Genomic DNA, 15,440 nt, shown 5'->3' with positions numbered 1-15,440 from the left:
ATCAGTGATTTTTTGTACAAACTGAACTTTGGTGTTTTTTTACCTTACTAAAGGTAGTACAGCTCCGTTTTGTTTCAGTTTATCCTTTACATATTTATCTGCTTTCGGATCTTTCTTCAGCAGTATTTCCTGTGCATCATTGGTGATCCCCTCCATTTCTTCTTTGATCACATAATACTTGAAACTTTCTACAAAGTCTTCAGATTTTACTTTATATGATTTCAAAACAGCTCTTGTGCCGGCTTCCATATTTTTTTCAGGATACACATAGATTGCCTGATCGTTGATCGCAAGGTCTGCAATGATTTCCGCCATCACATCTTTATCGATCAGATTTTTAGGCTTATCTATATAATCGCTGCACGAAAATAGGTTCAGCAAAACGAAAATAAAGATTAACTTTTTCATCAGTTTCATAATCTGTTGATGATTGATTTCCATTTTAAGTTCAGTACTCCAAAAACGGCTTCATGGATAATTCCACCATTCATTTTGCTTTCTCCTAAAATTCTGTTGGTAAATATAATAGGAACTTCTACAATTCTAAAACTTTTTTTGAATGCTCTGAATTTCATTTCAATCTGAAATCCGTAGCCTTTCAGTTTTACATTATCCAGTCCTATTTCTTCCAATACTTTTCTTGAAAAACAGACAAATCCGGCTGTCGTATCATGAATAGGAAGTCCTAATACAAACCTTACATATTTGGATGCAAAATAAGAAAGCAACACTCTTCCCATAGGCCAGTTGACCACATTCACTCCTTTTGAGTAACGGGATCCGATGGCCATATCTGCATTTTTACAAGCTTCAAAAAGTTTCGGCAAATCATTAGGATTATGTGAAAAATCGGCGTCCATTTCAAAAATATAATCATATTTATTTTCGATCGCCCATTTAAACCCATGAATATAAGCCTTCCCAAGCCCGTCTTTCACATGTCTAATTGACAGGTGCAGATAATGTGGATGTTTTTTTTGCAGTTCTTTTACAATACCTGCTGTTCCGTCCGGAGAGGTATCATCCACTACTAAGATATGAAAGTCATCTTCCAATGCAAAAACTGCGGAAATAATATTTTCAATATTTTCCTTTTCGTTATAAGTTGGGATGATGACGAGTTTTTTCATTTCAGTTTGCAAAGATAGTTTATTTAACCTTTTTATTTTATACAAAATAATCTATAATTTTGCAAAAATATTTCTCGGGGATTAAGCGGATGAAACAGAAACTTTTATTCAACAGATCTGGACAATACGCAAAATCGATGAGAGCAAATATTTTAACTTCAAAATTATGAATCAGGTGATAGGAAAATCTGTGCCGGGTTATGTTATCTGAAGTTAAATAATAAATAATAAAAACTTAAATTTTGCCATCATCACAACACTTCGTCAATCAAATAAGAATACCTGAGAATAATGATTGGGTAATTTTTATCCTCGTGGGCTGTATCTTTTTATATGTTTTTATGATGAACGTCATAGAAAGGGATGCCAGTCTCAAAGATTTTCTGCTACAAAAGTATTTTGATGCGAGCAATAACCTTCCCAGCTGGATCATCACCTCATGTGTAACAACTCTTACGCTCTCCGTTTTAATTTCGCAGTACATTCCAATTGTACCGAAATATATTGCCGACCTTCAGCTTTTGGGGTATCAGCTCAACAAATTCGGATATACTTTGCTGGCCGTGCTGTTTTTTTATTTATTAAAATCAACATTAGGGTTTTTATTTTATCAAAGTATAGGGGACGGAAAAAAATGGACAATATTCTATTTTACCTCCACAAAGTTCTATTTCATTCTTTCATTTTTGCTAATAATTTTGTGTGTAGTCCACTATTATTTCCCTATCGACAAAAATAAAATGTTTTTATATTATATCTGCTTCTTTTCTTTTGTCTTCATTTTCAAAGTCTTTTTCTATTTATTTCACAAGAACAAGATTCTTCCCGAGAAATGGTATTATAAATTTTTGTATATTTGCACCCTCCAAATCGCACCATTATTATTGCTTTGGATGTTGTTATTTTTTTAATAAATGTCAATGATGAGAATAAAGTCTATATTGGTTTCTCAACCAGCGCCTAGTGAGTCTTCTCCATATTTGGATATAGCGAAGAAGGAAAAAATAAAGATTGATTTCCGTCCATTTATCCACGTCGAAGGGGTTGACAATAAAGAGCTCAGAACACAGAAAATAGATCTGACGCAGTATACCGGTATTATTTTTACCAGTAAAAATGCGATTGACCATTACTTCAGACTTGCGGAAGAACTTCGTTTTGCCGTACCGGATACAATGAGATATATCTGCCAGTCGGAAGCAATTGCCAACTACCTTCAAAAGCATATCGTGTACAGAAAAAGAAAAATCAGCTTTGGGGAGAAAAACTTCTCGGATCTGCTTCCTCTTTTCAAAAAATTCCCAACTGAGAAATATCTGTTACCATCTTCAGATGTTTTAAGTCCGGATATTGTAAAAACCATGGATGCCTCTAATGTAGACTGGACAAGAGCAATTATGTACCGTACTGTATGCAGTGATCTTACAGATATTACGATTAAAGATTACGACATGTTGATCTTCTTTAGTCCGCAAGGAATCAAATCTCTACAGCAAAACTTCCCTGACTTCAAGCAGGATGAAACAAAGATCGGAGTTTTTGGAAACACGACTTTAGCAGCTGCGGAAGAAGCAGGCTTAAAAGTAGATTTAATGGCACCTACGAAGGAAACTCCTTCCATGACAATGGCCCTTGAAAAGTATATTAAAGCACTTCACAAATAGTCTTTAATTATAAAAATACCATCAACCATCTTTTCAATAAAGGAAAGATGGTTTTTTTTTACCTAAATTTGAACGAAAATTAATATTGAATGGATTTCTTCTTATATTACTTACTTTCAGAAGAAAAAGTATAAAGACATACTCTATTCAATAAAAAAAATAAAATACCCGGATGAAAGCTCCACAGGCAAAAAAAATAGAAAAAATACTAGAAACCCACGGCGATATAAGAACCGATAATTATTTTTGGCTTAATGAAAGGGAAAACCCTGAAGTTATCAAATATATTGAGGAAGAAAATGCCTACGAAGAATTCATCATGAAAGATACGGAAGCCCTTCAGGAAGAGCTTTTCGAAGAGATGAAAGCCCGTTATAAAAAGGATGATGAATCTCTGCCTTATTTCTTCAACGAGTACTGGTATATTGTACGGTATGAAGAAGGTAAGGAATACCCTATTTTCTGCAGAAAGCACAAAAGCCTTGACAACGAAGAGGAGATTGTACTGGATGTAAATATCCATGCAGATGGTAAAGATTTTTTTGAAGTAGGCAGCGTAGCAGTAAGCCCAGGTAACGAACTGGCTTCTTTTTCTTCGGATGATGTAGGAAGAAGAATTTATACGCTTAATTTTAAAAACTTAAAGACTGGGGAAATTTTACCAGACACTATTCCCAACACAACGGGAAAAGCAGTTTGGGCCAATGATAACCAGCATGTTTTTTATATCAGAAAAGATAAGAGTCTCCGTGCATTTCAAGTGTACAGACATAAGCTGGGAACGGATTCTGCAGAAGATGTTCTGATCTTCCACGAAGAGGATGAAACTTTTGATGTAAACGTATTTAAAACAAAATCTTTACAATATATTTTCATTGCCAGCTCAAGCACTATTTCTGATGAACACCGTTTTATTCCTTCTGATGATGTATTTGCGGAATGGATAGTCATTCAGCCAAGAATAGATGACCTTGAATATTCTGTAGAGCATTATGAAGATGAATTTTACATCATTACCAATGCGGACGATGCCATCAATTTCAAAATTGTAAAAGCAAAAATTGACAATTGTGGTATGGAAAACTGGGTGGATGTGATTCCACACCGTGCAGAAGTTTTACTGGAAGGTTTTGAAATCTTTAAAGATTATCTGGTACTTGAAGAAAGAGAAAGAGGATTGCTTCAGATCAAAATCATTGATGAAAAGACGCAGGAATCTTATTATTTACCTTTCTCAGATCCCACTTATACAGCTTATATAGGAATCAACCTTGAGTTTGATACAGATATTTTACGTTACGGCTATACGTCTCTTACACAGCCAAGCTCTACTTATGAGTATAATATGACGGAGAAGACTACAAAGCTGTTGAAGCAACAAGAAGTTTTGGGTGGAAAATTTGTCCCTGAAAATTATGTTTCAGAAAGAATCTGGGCAGATTCAAGAGATGGAAAAGCTAAAATTCCTATTTCTTTAGTCTATCATAAAGACACCAAAAAATCTGCAGATACTCCACTTCTTCTATACGGATATGGAAGTTATGGACATACTGTTGATGCCAGTTTCTCAAATGTAAGACTATCACTTCTGGACAGAGGTTTTATTTATGCTATCGCTCACATTCGTGGTGGAGAATATTTGGGAAGAGAATGGTATGAAGACGGCAAAATGTTATTCAAGAAAAATACCTTCTTCGATTTTATTGATGCAGGAAAATATTTAATCAAAGAAAATTACACTTCATCGAAACACATGTATGCGATGGGAGGCAGTGCCGGCGGATTGTTAGTTGGTGCTGTGGTGAATTATGAGCCTCAGTTATTCAACGGAATTGTGGCACAGGTACCTTTTGTAGATGTTGTTTCCACCATGTTGGACAATACAATCCCTTTGACTACCGGAGAATATGATGAATGGGGAAATCCAAATGACGAGGAATACTATCATTATATGAAAGATTATTCTCCTTATGATAATGTAGAAGCTAAAGATTATCCTCACATGCTGATCACTACTGGATTCCACGATTCTCAGGTACAATATTGGGAACCTGCCAAATGGACAGCAAAACTGAGAGAATTAAAAACAGACGATAATATTTTAGTCTTTAAAACAGACATGAGCTCCGGACACGGAGGAGCAAGCGGAAGATTTGAATCACTGAAAGAAGATGCGCTGGAATTCGCATTTTTATTAAAATTAGAAAATCAAAAAGAATGATTAACGAAGCTGAATACTGGAAAAAAATAGAACAATTCTTTGAAGATAATTTCCAGACTGAAAAAAATCCACCCATTGAAACGATATTGTTTTTAATTGGACTTCAGGAATTAGGAAGCGGCCAACAAAAATATACGAAAGACGATAAATTAAATATTCTTCATATTGCAGTATGTAGATTGATGGAACCTTTTGGATATTATAAATTTACGCATTACGAAGATGGCTGGCCCCATTTTGAAAAAATAGAAGACCTGCCTGAATTAAGACCAAATGAACAGTCTTTGCTTATGAAAAAGGCAATCATTCAGTACTTTCAGGAGGAAGAGCTTATATAGGCTGGAAGCGGAGAGATTGAGGCTGAAAGTTAATCACTGACGAGCCAATCTTCAATATAGAATAAAGAATCCGGATCTTTCCTTGGAAAGATCCGGATTCTTTTATTAATCGTTTATTTTATAATTCCAGATTTATCCAATGAGTTCCTCCAATTGGTTAAGTCCCATTGTAAAACCACCTTCAAATCCCATCTCCATAATTTTTTTCATCATTTCCTGAGAGTGATAATGAATATTAATGGTCAGTTTGGTCCCTTCTTCTACCCCTGTAAAGCCGATCAGCCATTTTGATCTTGGAAAATCTTCGTTGATGTCTCCTTTTTCATCGGAAAAGGCACTCAGCCAGTCTAAACTTCTATGTTCCATGATTTCTCCATACTCAAACTTTGAATATCCTTTTTCACCATTGGGATCTACCATTGCATAGAACCAAAATCCTCCTTTTTCGAAATCCTGACTTACCGTTTCACATTTCCAGGGCTTGGGAGCCCACCATTGATCCAATAATTCGGATTGGGCAAAATGATTCCACACTGTTGAAACGTCAGCTTTATAAATCTTCATGACATACGTACTGGCAGCATCAAAATCTTTGTTGAAAATGAAGTTCGATTCCATAAATAATTATTTTTAATAAAGTTAGCACTTTATTTCATTCGAAGGGACTTTTCATATGACAAGGAGAGGATAATTCATAAATAATTGTTAAAAAACACTCTTTTAAGAGAAAAAAAACAATTTTTTGGCTCGTTTTTTGTTTATGTAGTCTTAAAACAATTAATTTTAACATTCATTTTTCCAAAACATATATAATTAAATAATGAATAACAAATTCATCCCAATAATTTCAGTGTTTATGACGATCTCACTGATTGTCTTTGTAACGCTCCAATTTTATTGGTTGAAAGGCTATTACGGCGTACTGGAACAGGATTTTTCAAATAAAGTATATGCGGTTTTGGAAAGTACTTCAAAAAGTATTGAAGAGATAGAAGCAGACAAATACCTGAATCAGGATTATAAAGATTTCAGAAAAAACATTCTGGCCAACAGCAAACAGCCGTCTTTAACTACAATTCAGCAGGTAGCAGACTCCGGCACTCAGAGACAGATTATCTATTCTAAAAATATTATTGAAAAAACTCAGCTTCCGATTTCTCAAAAAGGAGATTCTATCAAGCTGACCACTTTGTATACAGACGAAGCTGCCTATAAAATAAAAAGAGATACCACCAATCGTGAACTTCTTACGACAGATATCAATCAGGAGATTGAAACAGGAGATTACTCCATGAAAGAGTTTGTAAAAGTATATGGAAATAATCTTCCTATCACCAAAAGAGTAGATCCGAAAACGCTTGACTCTGTTATTGCAAAAGAACTTAAAATAAGAGGTATAACCGCCAAGTTCGGATATGGAGTTCTTGACCGCAATAATAAACTTACAAGCATTGCCAATAAAGCTTACAAAGAAAAGAAAGACAGCAATACCTACAGTTTTCCTCTTTTTGCCGATAAGAAAAATACATTATACAGCCTTGCATTGGTATTCCCTAAAAAAGAATATTCTCTGGCAATGAACAACTGGCCGATGCTTTTAGGAACATTCCTGTCTCTCCTTACGATTCTTGGAATTTATATTATTTCCATCAATTATATGATGAGGCAGAAGAAACTTGCTGAAGTAAAAACAGACTTCATCAACAACATGTCCCACGAGTTTAAAACACCACTGGCAACCATTTCTGTAGCAACGGATTCATTAGCAAATGATAAAATCGCCACCAATCCAGATAAGGTAAAATACTATTCGGAGCTGATTAAGCAGGAGAATTTAAGGATGAAAAAACAGGTGGAAAATGTACTCAACATGTCTAAACTTGAAAGGAATGAAGTGGAATTATTCTTAAGAGAAACCAACGTAAGGGAATTGATCAAAAGGACTACAGAATCTTTCAATTTGATTGTACAGCAAAGAAATGGTTCTCTTACCCAGAAATTTAATGCAACCCATTATAATTTTAAAATAGACGAATTCCACATCTCCAATATGCTGGTCAATCTACTCGATAATGCCAACAAATATTCTCCTGAAGCACCGGAAATACATGTGGAAACCAGAAATGAAGGGAACTGGTATGTAATTGAGATTTCCGATAAGGGAATGGGAATGGATACCCAGAATAAAACGAAAATTTTCGAAAAATTCTTTAGGGAAGAAACCGGAAATATTCATAACGTAAAAGGACAGGGATTAGGCCTTTCCTACGTCAAGAAAATTGTAGAACTGCACAAAGGACAGATTATCGTAGATTCTCATAAAGGAAAAGGAAGTATGTTCACGATAAAATTGCCGATGGGATAGAATATCAATGATAGATGATAAAACTTCTCCTTCACATCAATTATCAATGATCATTCATCAATTATAAAATTAAACCAAATATCAAAATATAGAAGATAGAGTGAGGAAGTTCATTCTTAATGTTAATTATTAATTATTAAAAGTTATGAGCAACAGAATATTATTAGTAGAGGACGATCAGAGTTTCGGGGCGGTGCTTAAAGATTATTTGACGATCAATAATTTTGAAGTAACTCTTGCCACTGACGGGGAGCAGGGACTAAAAGAATTTACAGAAAATGAATTCGACATCTGCATATTTGACGTAATGATGCCTAAAAAAGATGGATTTTCATTAGCAGAAGACGTAAAAAAGATTGATAAAAACACACCTATCATTTTCCTTACTGCAAGAAATATGAGAGAGGATATCCTGAAAGGATACCAGCTGGGCGCAGATGATTATATTACAAAACCTTTTGATACTGAGCTTCTTTTATACAAAATAAAAGCAATTCTTCAGAGAAGTTCTACGTTGGAAAACGAAGAGCAAGAGCAGTTCAAGATCAGTAATATTTTCTTCGACTCTATGTTGAGACAGTTGAAAGTAGGTGATAAAGAATACAAACTTTCTCCTAAAGAGAATGAATTATTAAAACTTCTTTGCATCCACAGAAACGATTTCATGCCGAGAGACCTTGCTTTAAGAAAGATCTGGAAAAAAGAAAATTACTTTACTGCAAGAAGTATGGACGTTTATATTGCAAAGCTTCGTAAATTATTAAAAGATGACGAAGGATTGGAAATTATCAACGTTCACGGAGAAGGATTTAGACTTTTGGTAAAAAATTAATTCAAAAATCAAATTATAAGTATAAAATTAGCAAAACAGTTGAAAATGTTTTGCTAATTTTGTTTCATACCCATGGATATGAAGAATACATTTATAGGTTTGATCGCCGTATCACTATTAGCTGCATCTTGTAAAAAGGATGAAAGAGCGACTTATTTAAAAGAAGAAGCCAACGCTGGACAACCCAACGTAGCACTTAATACCACCTCAAAAACAGCACTGATGGATCAGGCAGGCATCCAATCCAGCCCTGCTCCCGCTCCTATGGCTGCAGCTCCGGGAATGAATCCTCCACACGGACAGCCAGGACACCGATGCGATATACCGGTAGGACAACCTTTGAATAGCCAACCTGCAGCAGCTACTCCTGGTGCACAAAATGTAAATGTGAGCGGAAGCAATACCATCCAGGTTGACCCGAATGCAGTATCACCAGGAAAAATCACACTGGATAACAACGGAAAACAGGTAAAAACGGCTCCGGGAATGAACCCTCCACACGGACAACCCGGACACCGATGTGATATTCAGGTAGGGCAACCCTTAAACAGTAAGCCCGCTCCTGCCCCACAGCCAGCACAAAATGTAGTTCAGCCTTCTCAAAGTCCGGCTCCGTCACCCGTTGCACAGAATCTTGCCATGGGTGAAAAACCTAAGCTGAATCCAGCACACGGTGAACCTTGGCATAGCTGCTCTCTAAAAGTTGGTGATCCTTTGCCATAAATTTTGTATTTTTGCAGAGATGAAGCTGTTTCACATACTTGCAATAGTGTTTTGCCTGGGAGTCTTTCTGATTCCCAAGTATAACTTCTATGCGCAAGGGGCGCAGGAAACATGCTGTAAAGCAGAGTCTTCCAAGAAAATGGACTGCTGTAAAAATCATTCTTCAAAAAAAGACAGCAACCATGATAAAACAAAATCATGTAAAGATGACTGCTGTTCATCATGTGTTGCCTGCTATACTTTTATTGAAACCCCTTTCTCAAAGAATCTACGTCTGGAACTGTCTTATTACAAAGCCAATAAGAATCCTCAGTTTCACTATTCAGATCCTTATCTTTCAGACCGTTTAAAGGAAATCTGGCAGCCGCCCAAGATAGGTTAATTAAAATATCAAGTGTTCATTATGTTCTATAGTGAACTGTTTTTTAATTAATTTAAACTTTTAAACAAAATGAAATTATATATTTCCAGGTTGATACTTGGTGCATTATTCCTATTTACACAATTTATATCTGCTCAGACACTTTCAAAAAACCAGTTCAAGGTAAAAGGGAACTGTGAAATGTGCAAAACAAGAATTGAAAGTGCCGCGAAAAAAGCTGGCGCAAAAACAGCAGTTTATTCCATTGATCTTCAAACATTAACTCTAGAAACAGATAAGGTTTCTCCCGATGATATTTTGAAAAAAGTAGCAGAAGCAGGTCATGATAATGAGAAGTTCAAAGCAACTGATACAACGTATGAAGGACTTCCGGGATGCTGTCATTACGACAGAGATGCAAAGACTTCACAAGCAGAAACCAATCATGAGCATCATGTAAGCGCTCCTACTTCTGCTAAAAAAGAAAATGAATTCTACGTAAGAGGAAACTGTGCTTCATGTAAAGCAAGAATTGAAAAAGCATCAAAAGATGCCGGTGCTGATACTGCAGAATGGAATGCGGAGAAACAAACGGTTACTTTAAATTTTGACCCTTCAAAAACCTCATCAGACAAAATTTTAAAAGCAATTGCTGATGCTGGTCATGATAATGAAAAATATAAGGCTTCAGATGCAGTTTACAATGGACTTCCTGGATGCTGCCTGTATGACATAGACTTTACTTTTGGTGAACCCAATCCAAAAGTACATTATGAAGAAGAGACAAAACATGAAGGTCAGAAAGACAATGACTCTGCAACTAAAGAAGATCACTCTCAGCATGAAAAAAGCATAGATGGAGTTGTGGTAACGGGTTCTAAAGCTGCAACCGCTTTAAGCAAGAAAGAAGCCGGACTTGTTTTCAATATTGATAAAAAAGAGCTTTTAAAAGCTGCTTGTTGTAATCTGTCTGAAAGTTTCGAAACCAATGCAACAGTAGATGTTTCTTTTAGTAACGCGGTTACAGGAACAAAACAATTGAAAATGCTTGGTCTAGATCAGAAATATACCAGCTTAACGAAGGAACAATTACCTGAAATCAGAGGATTGGCTTCCGCATACGGATTAAACTTTATTCCGGGAAGATGGATTGAAAGTATTCAGCTTACCAAAGGAGGAAGTACGGTAACGAACGGCTATGAAAGCATCACAGGGCAGATTAATACTGAGCTTCTGAAGAATGCAAAGACTCCTGAAACATCACTGAACCTTTTTTCTGACTTCAATGGAAGAGCAGAAATAAATATTACCAATGTTTCTCCTATCAACGATAAATGGTCACAGACTTTCCTTCTTCACGGAAACGGAACGTTTGGAAACACAGACATGAACCATGACGGTTTTCTGGACAGACCGAAAGGAACTCAAATTAATGCTGCTTATTTGTTGAATTATAACGATCTTGAAAAATCAGGATTCGGGTCTCACTTTGGAATTAATTTTATCCGAGATGAGAGAACTGCCGGACAGATTGGTTTTGATAAAAAACTGGGTCAGGATAAACAACCTTTTTATGGGGTAGGAATAGACATTTCAAGATTTCAGGTTTGGAATAAGACAGGATATGTTTTTAAAGGAAAACCTTATCAGAGTATCGGATGGATGAACCAATATGTTTACCACCAACAGGACAGTTTCTTTGGATTGAGAAATTATGCAGGGCAGCAGCATACGTATTATTCCAATTTAATCTTTGAAAGTATTATCGGAAATACCAACCATAAGTATAAGGCTGGAGCAAGTTTCTTATATGACGGTTATAAAGAAACGTATTTGCTGGATGATATAAGAAGGAATGAAATTGTACCGGGAATTTTTGCTGAATATACTTTAACAGGTTTAAAATATACTTTAGTAGCGGGTTCCAGAGTAGATTTCCACAATCTGGCAGGAACTCAGTTTACACCGAGACTTAATTTCAAGTATGATTTCACGCCTCAGACTATTTTGAGACTTTCTGCGGGAAGAGGATTCAGAACAGCGAATGTTTTTGCGGAAAGCCAGCAGTATTTTGCTTCCAACAGAGCTATTAGTATCTTACCAAACGGAGGAAATATTTATGGATTAAGACCTGAAATTGCATGGAATTATGGAGCAAGTTTACAACAGGAATTTAAGCTATTCGGAAGAAAATCGAGTATTGTTGCAGACTTTTTCAGAACAGATTTCCAGGATCAGGTATTGGTAGATTTGGATAAATCTCCTCAACAGCTGACATTTTATAATCTTGATGGAAAATCGTTTGCGAATTCATTCCAGACCCAATGGGATTTTATGCCTATAAAAAACCTTGAAGTAAGACTTGCTTATAAGTATTATGATGTACAGGCGGATTATATCGGTGGAAGAAGAGAAGTCCCTTTTATGGCTAAACACAGAGGGTTTGTGAACTTGGCTTATTCAACCAATAAAACAGATAAAGGCGGATTCTGGAGTTTTGATACAACTTTAAACTGGGTTGGAAAGCAAAGACTTCCTGATACGTCAACGAATCCGGCAGAGTTTCAACTGCCAACGTATTCGGAATCGTATGCTGTTCTTAATGCTCAAGTCTCAAGAAATTTCAATAAAAAGATCAGAGCTTATGTAGGAGGTGAAAACCTTACTTCTTACTATCAGAAAAATGCGATTGTAGATTTTAAAAATCCTTTCGGAAATTATTTTGACGGAGGAATGGTATATGCTCCTATTATGAAGGCTAACTTCTATGTGGGACTGGATGTGACGTTTTAAGGCGGGAAGCTGGAAGAATGATGCCTGGAGTATCATTAGTCGGTGAATTTCTTATTGGGGACAAACCTCTGTCATAAAAATTTTAAATAAAAATTAGCTTAATTATGATATTCAGAGGTTCCAGTAACCTCCAGAAACATCCTTCTTCCAGCCTCAAGCTTCCTTACAAATAAAAAAATCCGCTTCAATGAAGCGGATTTTTTTATTTATCTTCCAAAGTCATCCTGTACTCTTACGATATCATCTTCGTCTGATGGATTGGATGCATCGGTATGCTGCCAGATTTCGGCTACGATTCCCCAGCCTGCCAGGCCAATTAATCTATGTCTTTCTCCCTGCTGAAGCTTCACCTGATCTTTTGGTCCATATTCTCCCAATTCCCCTTCTTCATCAGTATTGCTTCTTTTGATTCCTACCGTTCCTTCCACTACCTGCCAGATCTCGGCTCTTCTGTGGTGATACTGCCAGCTTAGTCTTGCTTCCGGAGCAACGATAAGAATTTTCGGGCTTAGCATCCCTCCTATTCTAAGGTTGTCTACATCAATCCCATCGAAATATTGGTTAGCAAAATCCTGTGCCTGTGTTTCATCAATCACAAAAAATCCTCCCCATGGTCTTGTATCATCTTTAGCTGCAATGTTAAAACCTTGTGTCTGCAGCATGCTCTCTACTCTCTCGAATATTTCTTTTTTTTCTGTACTCATACAGCTATATTTTTAATTTAAAAATTATTTATTTGATTCTTCTTTTGACATTGAATATGGAAAATCTTTTTCCTGTGAACCTCTTTCTTTATTGGGCTTGTTATCCATCTTAAAATCTAAAACAGCCCCTTTCATCAGTTCTTGATGGCTGAGCCAGTTTTTGGAATAGGGCTGCTTGTTTACATTTAATGATTTTACATATAGATTTTCAGCAGTATTTTCCGGAGCTTTTATTTCAATTTTCTTACCATTTTCTAAATGGATTGTTGCTTCTTTAAACAATGGTGCTCCCAGTACATACTGATCTGTTGCTGGCGTCACCGGATAAAAACCTAGAGCTGAGAAAATATACCAGGCAGAAGTCTGTCCGTTATCTTCATCACCGCAATATCCGTCCGGAGTGGCATGATACAATTTGTTCATCACCTGTCTTGCCCAATATTGGGTTTTATAAGGTGCTCCTGCATAATTATACAGATAAATCATATGCTGAATAGGCTGGTTTCCGTGGGCATACTGTCCCATATTCATGATCTGCATTTCTCTGATCTCGTGGATCACGCCTCCGTAATAACTGTCATCAAAAACCGGAGGTAATGAGAATACCTCATCTAATTTGGCTTCAAATTTCTTTTTTCCACCCATTAATTCTGCCAGACCGTCAATGTCCTGGAAAACAGACCATGTGTAATGCCAGCTGTTTCCTTCTGTGAAAGCATCTCCCCATTTGAAAGGATTGAAAGGTTTCTGGAAGTTACCGTCTTTATTTTTACCACGCATTAAACCAGTTTCCTTATCAAATACATTTTTGTAATTATAAGCTCTTTTCTTATAGATATCAATCTCTGAAGCAGGTTTCCCAAGTGCTTTTCCTAGCTGATAAATTGAAAAGTCATCATAAGCATACTCTAATGTTCTTGCTGCATTTTCATTGATTTTCACATCGTAAGGTACATAGCCTAACGTGTTGTAATATTCAACTCCTGCACGGCCTACCGCTTCTATAGGACCTGCATTATTCGCTCCGTGTTTTACAGCCTGCCACAGTGCTTCCGTGTCATATCCTCGAAGTCCTTTGATGTAAGCGTCTGCTACTACAGATGCGGAATTATTTCCAATCATGATATCAGAATATCCCGGGCTGCTCCACTCTGGTAAGAAGCCTCCTTCTTTATAAGCATTGGCCAATCCTTCCTGCATTTCTACATTGATACTTGGATACACAAGATTCAGGAAAGGATATAGAGCACGGAAAGTATCCCAAAAGCCAGTTCCGGCAAACATTCTTCCGTCAACAATTTTCCCGTTGTAAGGACTCCAGTGTTTTATTTTGTTCTGAGCATCAATTTCATATAATTTCTGCGGGAAGAATAACGTTCTGTATAAAGAAGAATAAAAAGTTCTCATCTGCTGATCTGTTCCTCCTTTTACATCTATTTTTCCTAATGTTTTGTTCCAGATATTTTTAGCATCGGTTTTTACTTGTTCAAAATTTCTGTTTCCGATTTCTCTTTTAAGATTCAGTTCTGCCTGTTCAAAACTGATGAATGAAGAGGCTACTTTTGCATACACCGTTTCTTTATTTTTAAGCTTAAACCCTACTACAGCACCTGTATGATCGCTGGTTATTTCTAATTGATCATTGATCAGTTTACCGTCTTTCCAGGTTTTTGTCAGTTCAAAATCTTTATCAAACTGAATGACAAAGTAGTTTTTAAAGTTCTCATATTTCCCGGTAGAATATTTCGTTGTATATCCCAGAATTTTTCTTTCTTTTGGTAAAATTTTGATGTAAGAACCTTTATTCAAAGCATCAACCACTACATAAGCACTGTCTGTTTTTGGAAAATCGAATTTAAAATAAGAAGCTCTTTCCGTAGGAGTAAATTCTGTAGTAACATTGATATCTGCCAGATAAACACTATAAAAATAAGGTGTAGTAACCTCAGCTTTATGACTGAACCAGCTTGCTCTTTCGTCTTCTTTAAATTTCACTTTTCCTACTCCCGGCATGATGGCAAAAGCACCATAATCGTTCATCCATGGAGAGGGCTGATGGGTTTGTTTAAATCCTTTTATTTTATCTGCATCGTAGGTATATGCCCATCCGTCGCCCATTTTACCGGTTTGTGGCGTCCAGATATTCATTCCCCATGGAAGTCCGACAGCCGGATAAGTATTTCCATTGGATAATGAAGGCTTGGATTGGGTTCCCATTAAAGGATTCACATAGTCTACGGGAGATACGTTCTGACCTAACGCCCAGGCCTGTAATAAAAGTAAGCAAGTAGAAAATATAAACTTCATTG

At 36.4% G+C, this 15,440-nt stretch carries 14 protein-coding genes; 9 read left to right on the top strand and 5 right to left on the bottom strand.

Annotated elements, in window-relative coordinates; translation table 11 throughout:
* Window positions 1–39 precede the first annotated feature (39 nt).
* Window positions 40–408, bottom strand: a complete 369-nt coding sequence (locus tag CQ046_RS01345) for a DUF4296 domain-containing protein (RefSeq protein ID WP_228406834.1) — start codon at window positions 406–408, stop codon at window positions 40–42.
* 5 nt (window positions 409–413) lie between these two features.
* The gene (locus CQ046_RS01340; RefSeq protein WP_105700526.1) at window positions 414–1,130 is read right to left on the bottom strand and encodes a polyprenol monophosphomannose synthase; all 717 of its coding nucleotides are present in this window, start codon (window positions 1,128–1,130) and stop codon (window positions 414–416) included.
* Between the two features lie 242 nt (window positions 1,131–1,372).
* On the opposite strand from CQ046_RS01340, the gene CQ046_RS01335 reads away from it, so the two are divergent.
* The 4 genes from CQ046_RS01335 (at window position 1,373) to CQ046_RS01320 (ending at window position 5,353) form a co-directional block, all read left to right on the top strand.
* Window positions 1,373–2,041 (top strand): DUF4271 domain-containing protein, encoded by a 669-nt coding sequence (locus CQ046_RS01335; protein WP_105700525.1) that lies wholly within the window; start codon window positions 1,373–1,375, stop codon window positions 2,039–2,041.
* A gap of 12 nt (window positions 2,042–2,053) precedes the next feature.
* A complete protein-coding gene (locus tag CQ046_RS01330; protein WP_105700653.1) occupies window positions 2,054–2,794 on the top strand; it encodes a uroporphyrinogen-III synthase in 741 nt (246 codons plus the stop codon).
* A 172-nt stretch (window positions 2,795–2,966) separates the two neighbouring features.
* Window positions 2,967–5,015: a S9 family peptidase gene (locus tag CQ046_RS01325; protein WP_105700524.1), complete on the top strand. Its 2,049-nt coding sequence runs from the start codon at window positions 2,967–2,969 to the stop codon at window positions 5,013–5,015.
* Entirely contained in the window at window positions 5,012–5,353 is a 342-nt protein-coding gene (locus CQ046_RS01320; RefSeq protein WP_105700523.1) for a hypothetical protein, read from the top strand. Before CQ046_RS01325 ends, CQ046_RS01320 begins: the two co-directional genes overlap by 4 nt.
* Window positions 5,354–5,485: 132 nt before the next feature.
* Here the strand turns inward: CQ046_RS01320 and CQ046_RS01315 are convergent, their stop codons facing one another.
* Window positions 5,486–5,971 carry an SRPBCC domain-containing protein gene (locus CQ046_RS01315; protein WP_105700522.1) on the bottom strand — a complete coding sequence of 162 codons (486 nt, stop codon included), beginning with the start codon at window positions 5,969–5,971 and terminating at the stop codon, window positions 5,486–5,488.
* Window positions 5,972–6,173: 202 nt separating this feature from the next.
* Between CQ046_RS01315 and CQ046_RS01310 the strand changes: the two genes are divergently transcribed.
* The 5 genes from CQ046_RS01310 to CQ046_RS01290 all read left to right on the top strand — a co-directional run bounded on the left by CQ046_RS01310 (window position 6,174) and on the right by CQ046_RS01290 (window position 12,427).
* Window positions 6,174–7,718 (top strand): sensor histidine kinase, encoded by a 1,545-nt coding sequence (locus CQ046_RS01310; RefSeq protein WP_105700521.1) that lies wholly within the window; start codon window positions 6,174–6,176, stop codon window positions 7,716–7,718.
* Window positions 7,719–7,863: 145 nt separating this feature from the next.
* On the top strand, window positions 7,864–8,550 hold the full coding sequence (locus tag CQ046_RS01305; protein ID WP_002982671.1) for a response regulator transcription factor: 687 nt from the start codon (window positions 7,864–7,866) through the stop codon (window positions 8,548–8,550).
* A gap of 72 nt (window positions 8,551–8,622) precedes the next feature.
* Window positions 8,623–9,273 (top strand): hypothetical protein, encoded by a 651-nt coding sequence (locus CQ046_RS01300; protein WP_105700520.1) that lies wholly within the window; start codon window positions 8,623–8,625, stop codon window positions 9,271–9,273.
* Window positions 9,274–9,292: 19 nt separating this feature from the next.
* Window positions 9,293–9,655 carry a hypothetical protein gene (locus CQ046_RS01295; protein WP_165790438.1) on the top strand — a complete coding sequence of 121 codons (363 nt, stop codon included), beginning with the start codon at window positions 9,293–9,295 and terminating at the stop codon, window positions 9,653–9,655.
* A 69-nt stretch (window positions 9,656–9,724) separates the two neighbouring features.
* A complete protein-coding gene (locus CQ046_RS01290; protein ID WP_105700519.1) occupies window positions 9,725–12,427 on the top strand; it encodes a TonB-dependent receptor domain-containing protein in 2,703 nt (900 codons plus the stop codon).
* Window positions 12,428–12,633: 206 nt separating this feature from the next.
* On the opposite strand, the gene CQ046_RS01285 is transcribed toward CQ046_RS01290, so the two are convergent.
* Complete coding sequence (locus CQ046_RS01285; RefSeq protein WP_105700518.1) at window positions 12,634–13,131, bottom strand: phosphoheptose isomerase; 498 nt, start codon at window positions 13,129–13,131, stop codon at window positions 12,634–12,636.
* Window positions 13,132–13,155: 24 nt separating this feature from the next.
* Window positions 13,156–15,438, bottom strand: coding sequence for a GH92 family glycosyl hydrolase (locus CQ046_RS01280; RefSeq protein WP_105700517.1), 2,283 nt, complete (start codon window positions 15,436–15,438; stop codon window positions 13,156–13,158).
* Window positions 15,439–15,440: the final 2 nt, after the last annotated feature.

The organism is Chryseobacterium sp. MYb7 (assembly GCF_002979455.1).
Taxonomy (GTDB): domain Bacteria; phylum Bacteroidota; class Bacteroidia; order Flavobacteriales; family Weeksellaceae; genus Chryseobacterium.
Note: the sequence above shows the minus strand (reverse complement) of the source record. Positions and strands in the feature narration are given on the sequence as shown.

What these genes read in the sequence shown, in the direction of transcription:
- CQ046_RS01345 (WP_228406834.1), bottom strand. Translation starts at nt 408, where the DNA reads ATGAAAAAGTTAATCTTTATTTTCGTTTTGCTGAACCTATTTTCGTGC.
- CQ046_RS01340 (WP_105700526.1), bottom strand. Translation starts at nt 1,130, where the DNA reads ATGAAAAAACTCGTCATCATCCCAACTTATAACGAAAAGGAAAATATT.
- CQ046_RS01330 (WP_105700653.1), top strand. Translation starts at nt 2,054, where the DNA reads ATGAGAATAAAGTCTATATTGGTTTCTCAACCAGCGCCTAGTGAGTCT.
- CQ046_RS01325 (WP_105700524.1), top strand. Translation starts at nt 2,967, where the DNA reads ATGAAAGCTCCACAGGCAAAAAAAATAGAAAAAATACTAGAAACCCAC.
- CQ046_RS01320 (WP_105700523.1), top strand. Translation starts at nt 5,012, where the DNA reads ATGATTAACGAAGCTGAATACTGGAAAAAAATAGAACAATTCTTTGAA.
- CQ046_RS01315 (WP_105700522.1), bottom strand. Translation starts at nt 5,971, where the DNA reads ATGGAATCGAACTTCATTTTCAACAAAGATTTTGATGCTGCCAGTACG.
- CQ046_RS01310 (WP_105700521.1), top strand. Translation starts at nt 6,174, where the DNA reads ATGAATAACAAATTCATCCCAATAATTTCAGTGTTTATGACGATCTCA.
- CQ046_RS01305 (WP_002982671.1), top strand. Translation starts at nt 7,864, where the DNA reads ATGAGCAACAGAATATTATTAGTAGAGGACGATCAGAGTTTCGGGGCG.
- CQ046_RS01300 (WP_105700520.1), top strand. Translation starts at nt 8,623, where the DNA reads ATGGATATGAAGAATACATTTATAGGTTTGATCGCCGTATCACTATTA.
- CQ046_RS01295 (WP_165790438.1), top strand. Translation starts at nt 9,293, where the DNA reads ATGAAGCTGTTTCACATACTTGCAATAGTGTTTTGCCTGGGAGTCTTT.
- CQ046_RS01290 (WP_105700519.1), top strand. Translation starts at nt 9,725, where the DNA reads ATGAAATTATATATTTCCAGGTTGATACTTGGTGCATTATTCCTATTT.
- CQ046_RS01285 (WP_105700518.1), bottom strand. Translation starts at nt 13,131, where the DNA reads ATGAGTACAGAAAAAAAAGAAATATTCGAGAGAGTAGAGAGCATGCTG.
- CQ046_RS01280 (WP_105700517.1), bottom strand. Translation starts at nt 15,438, where the DNA reads ATGAAGTTTATATTTTCTACTTGCTTACTTTTATTACAGGCCTGGGCG.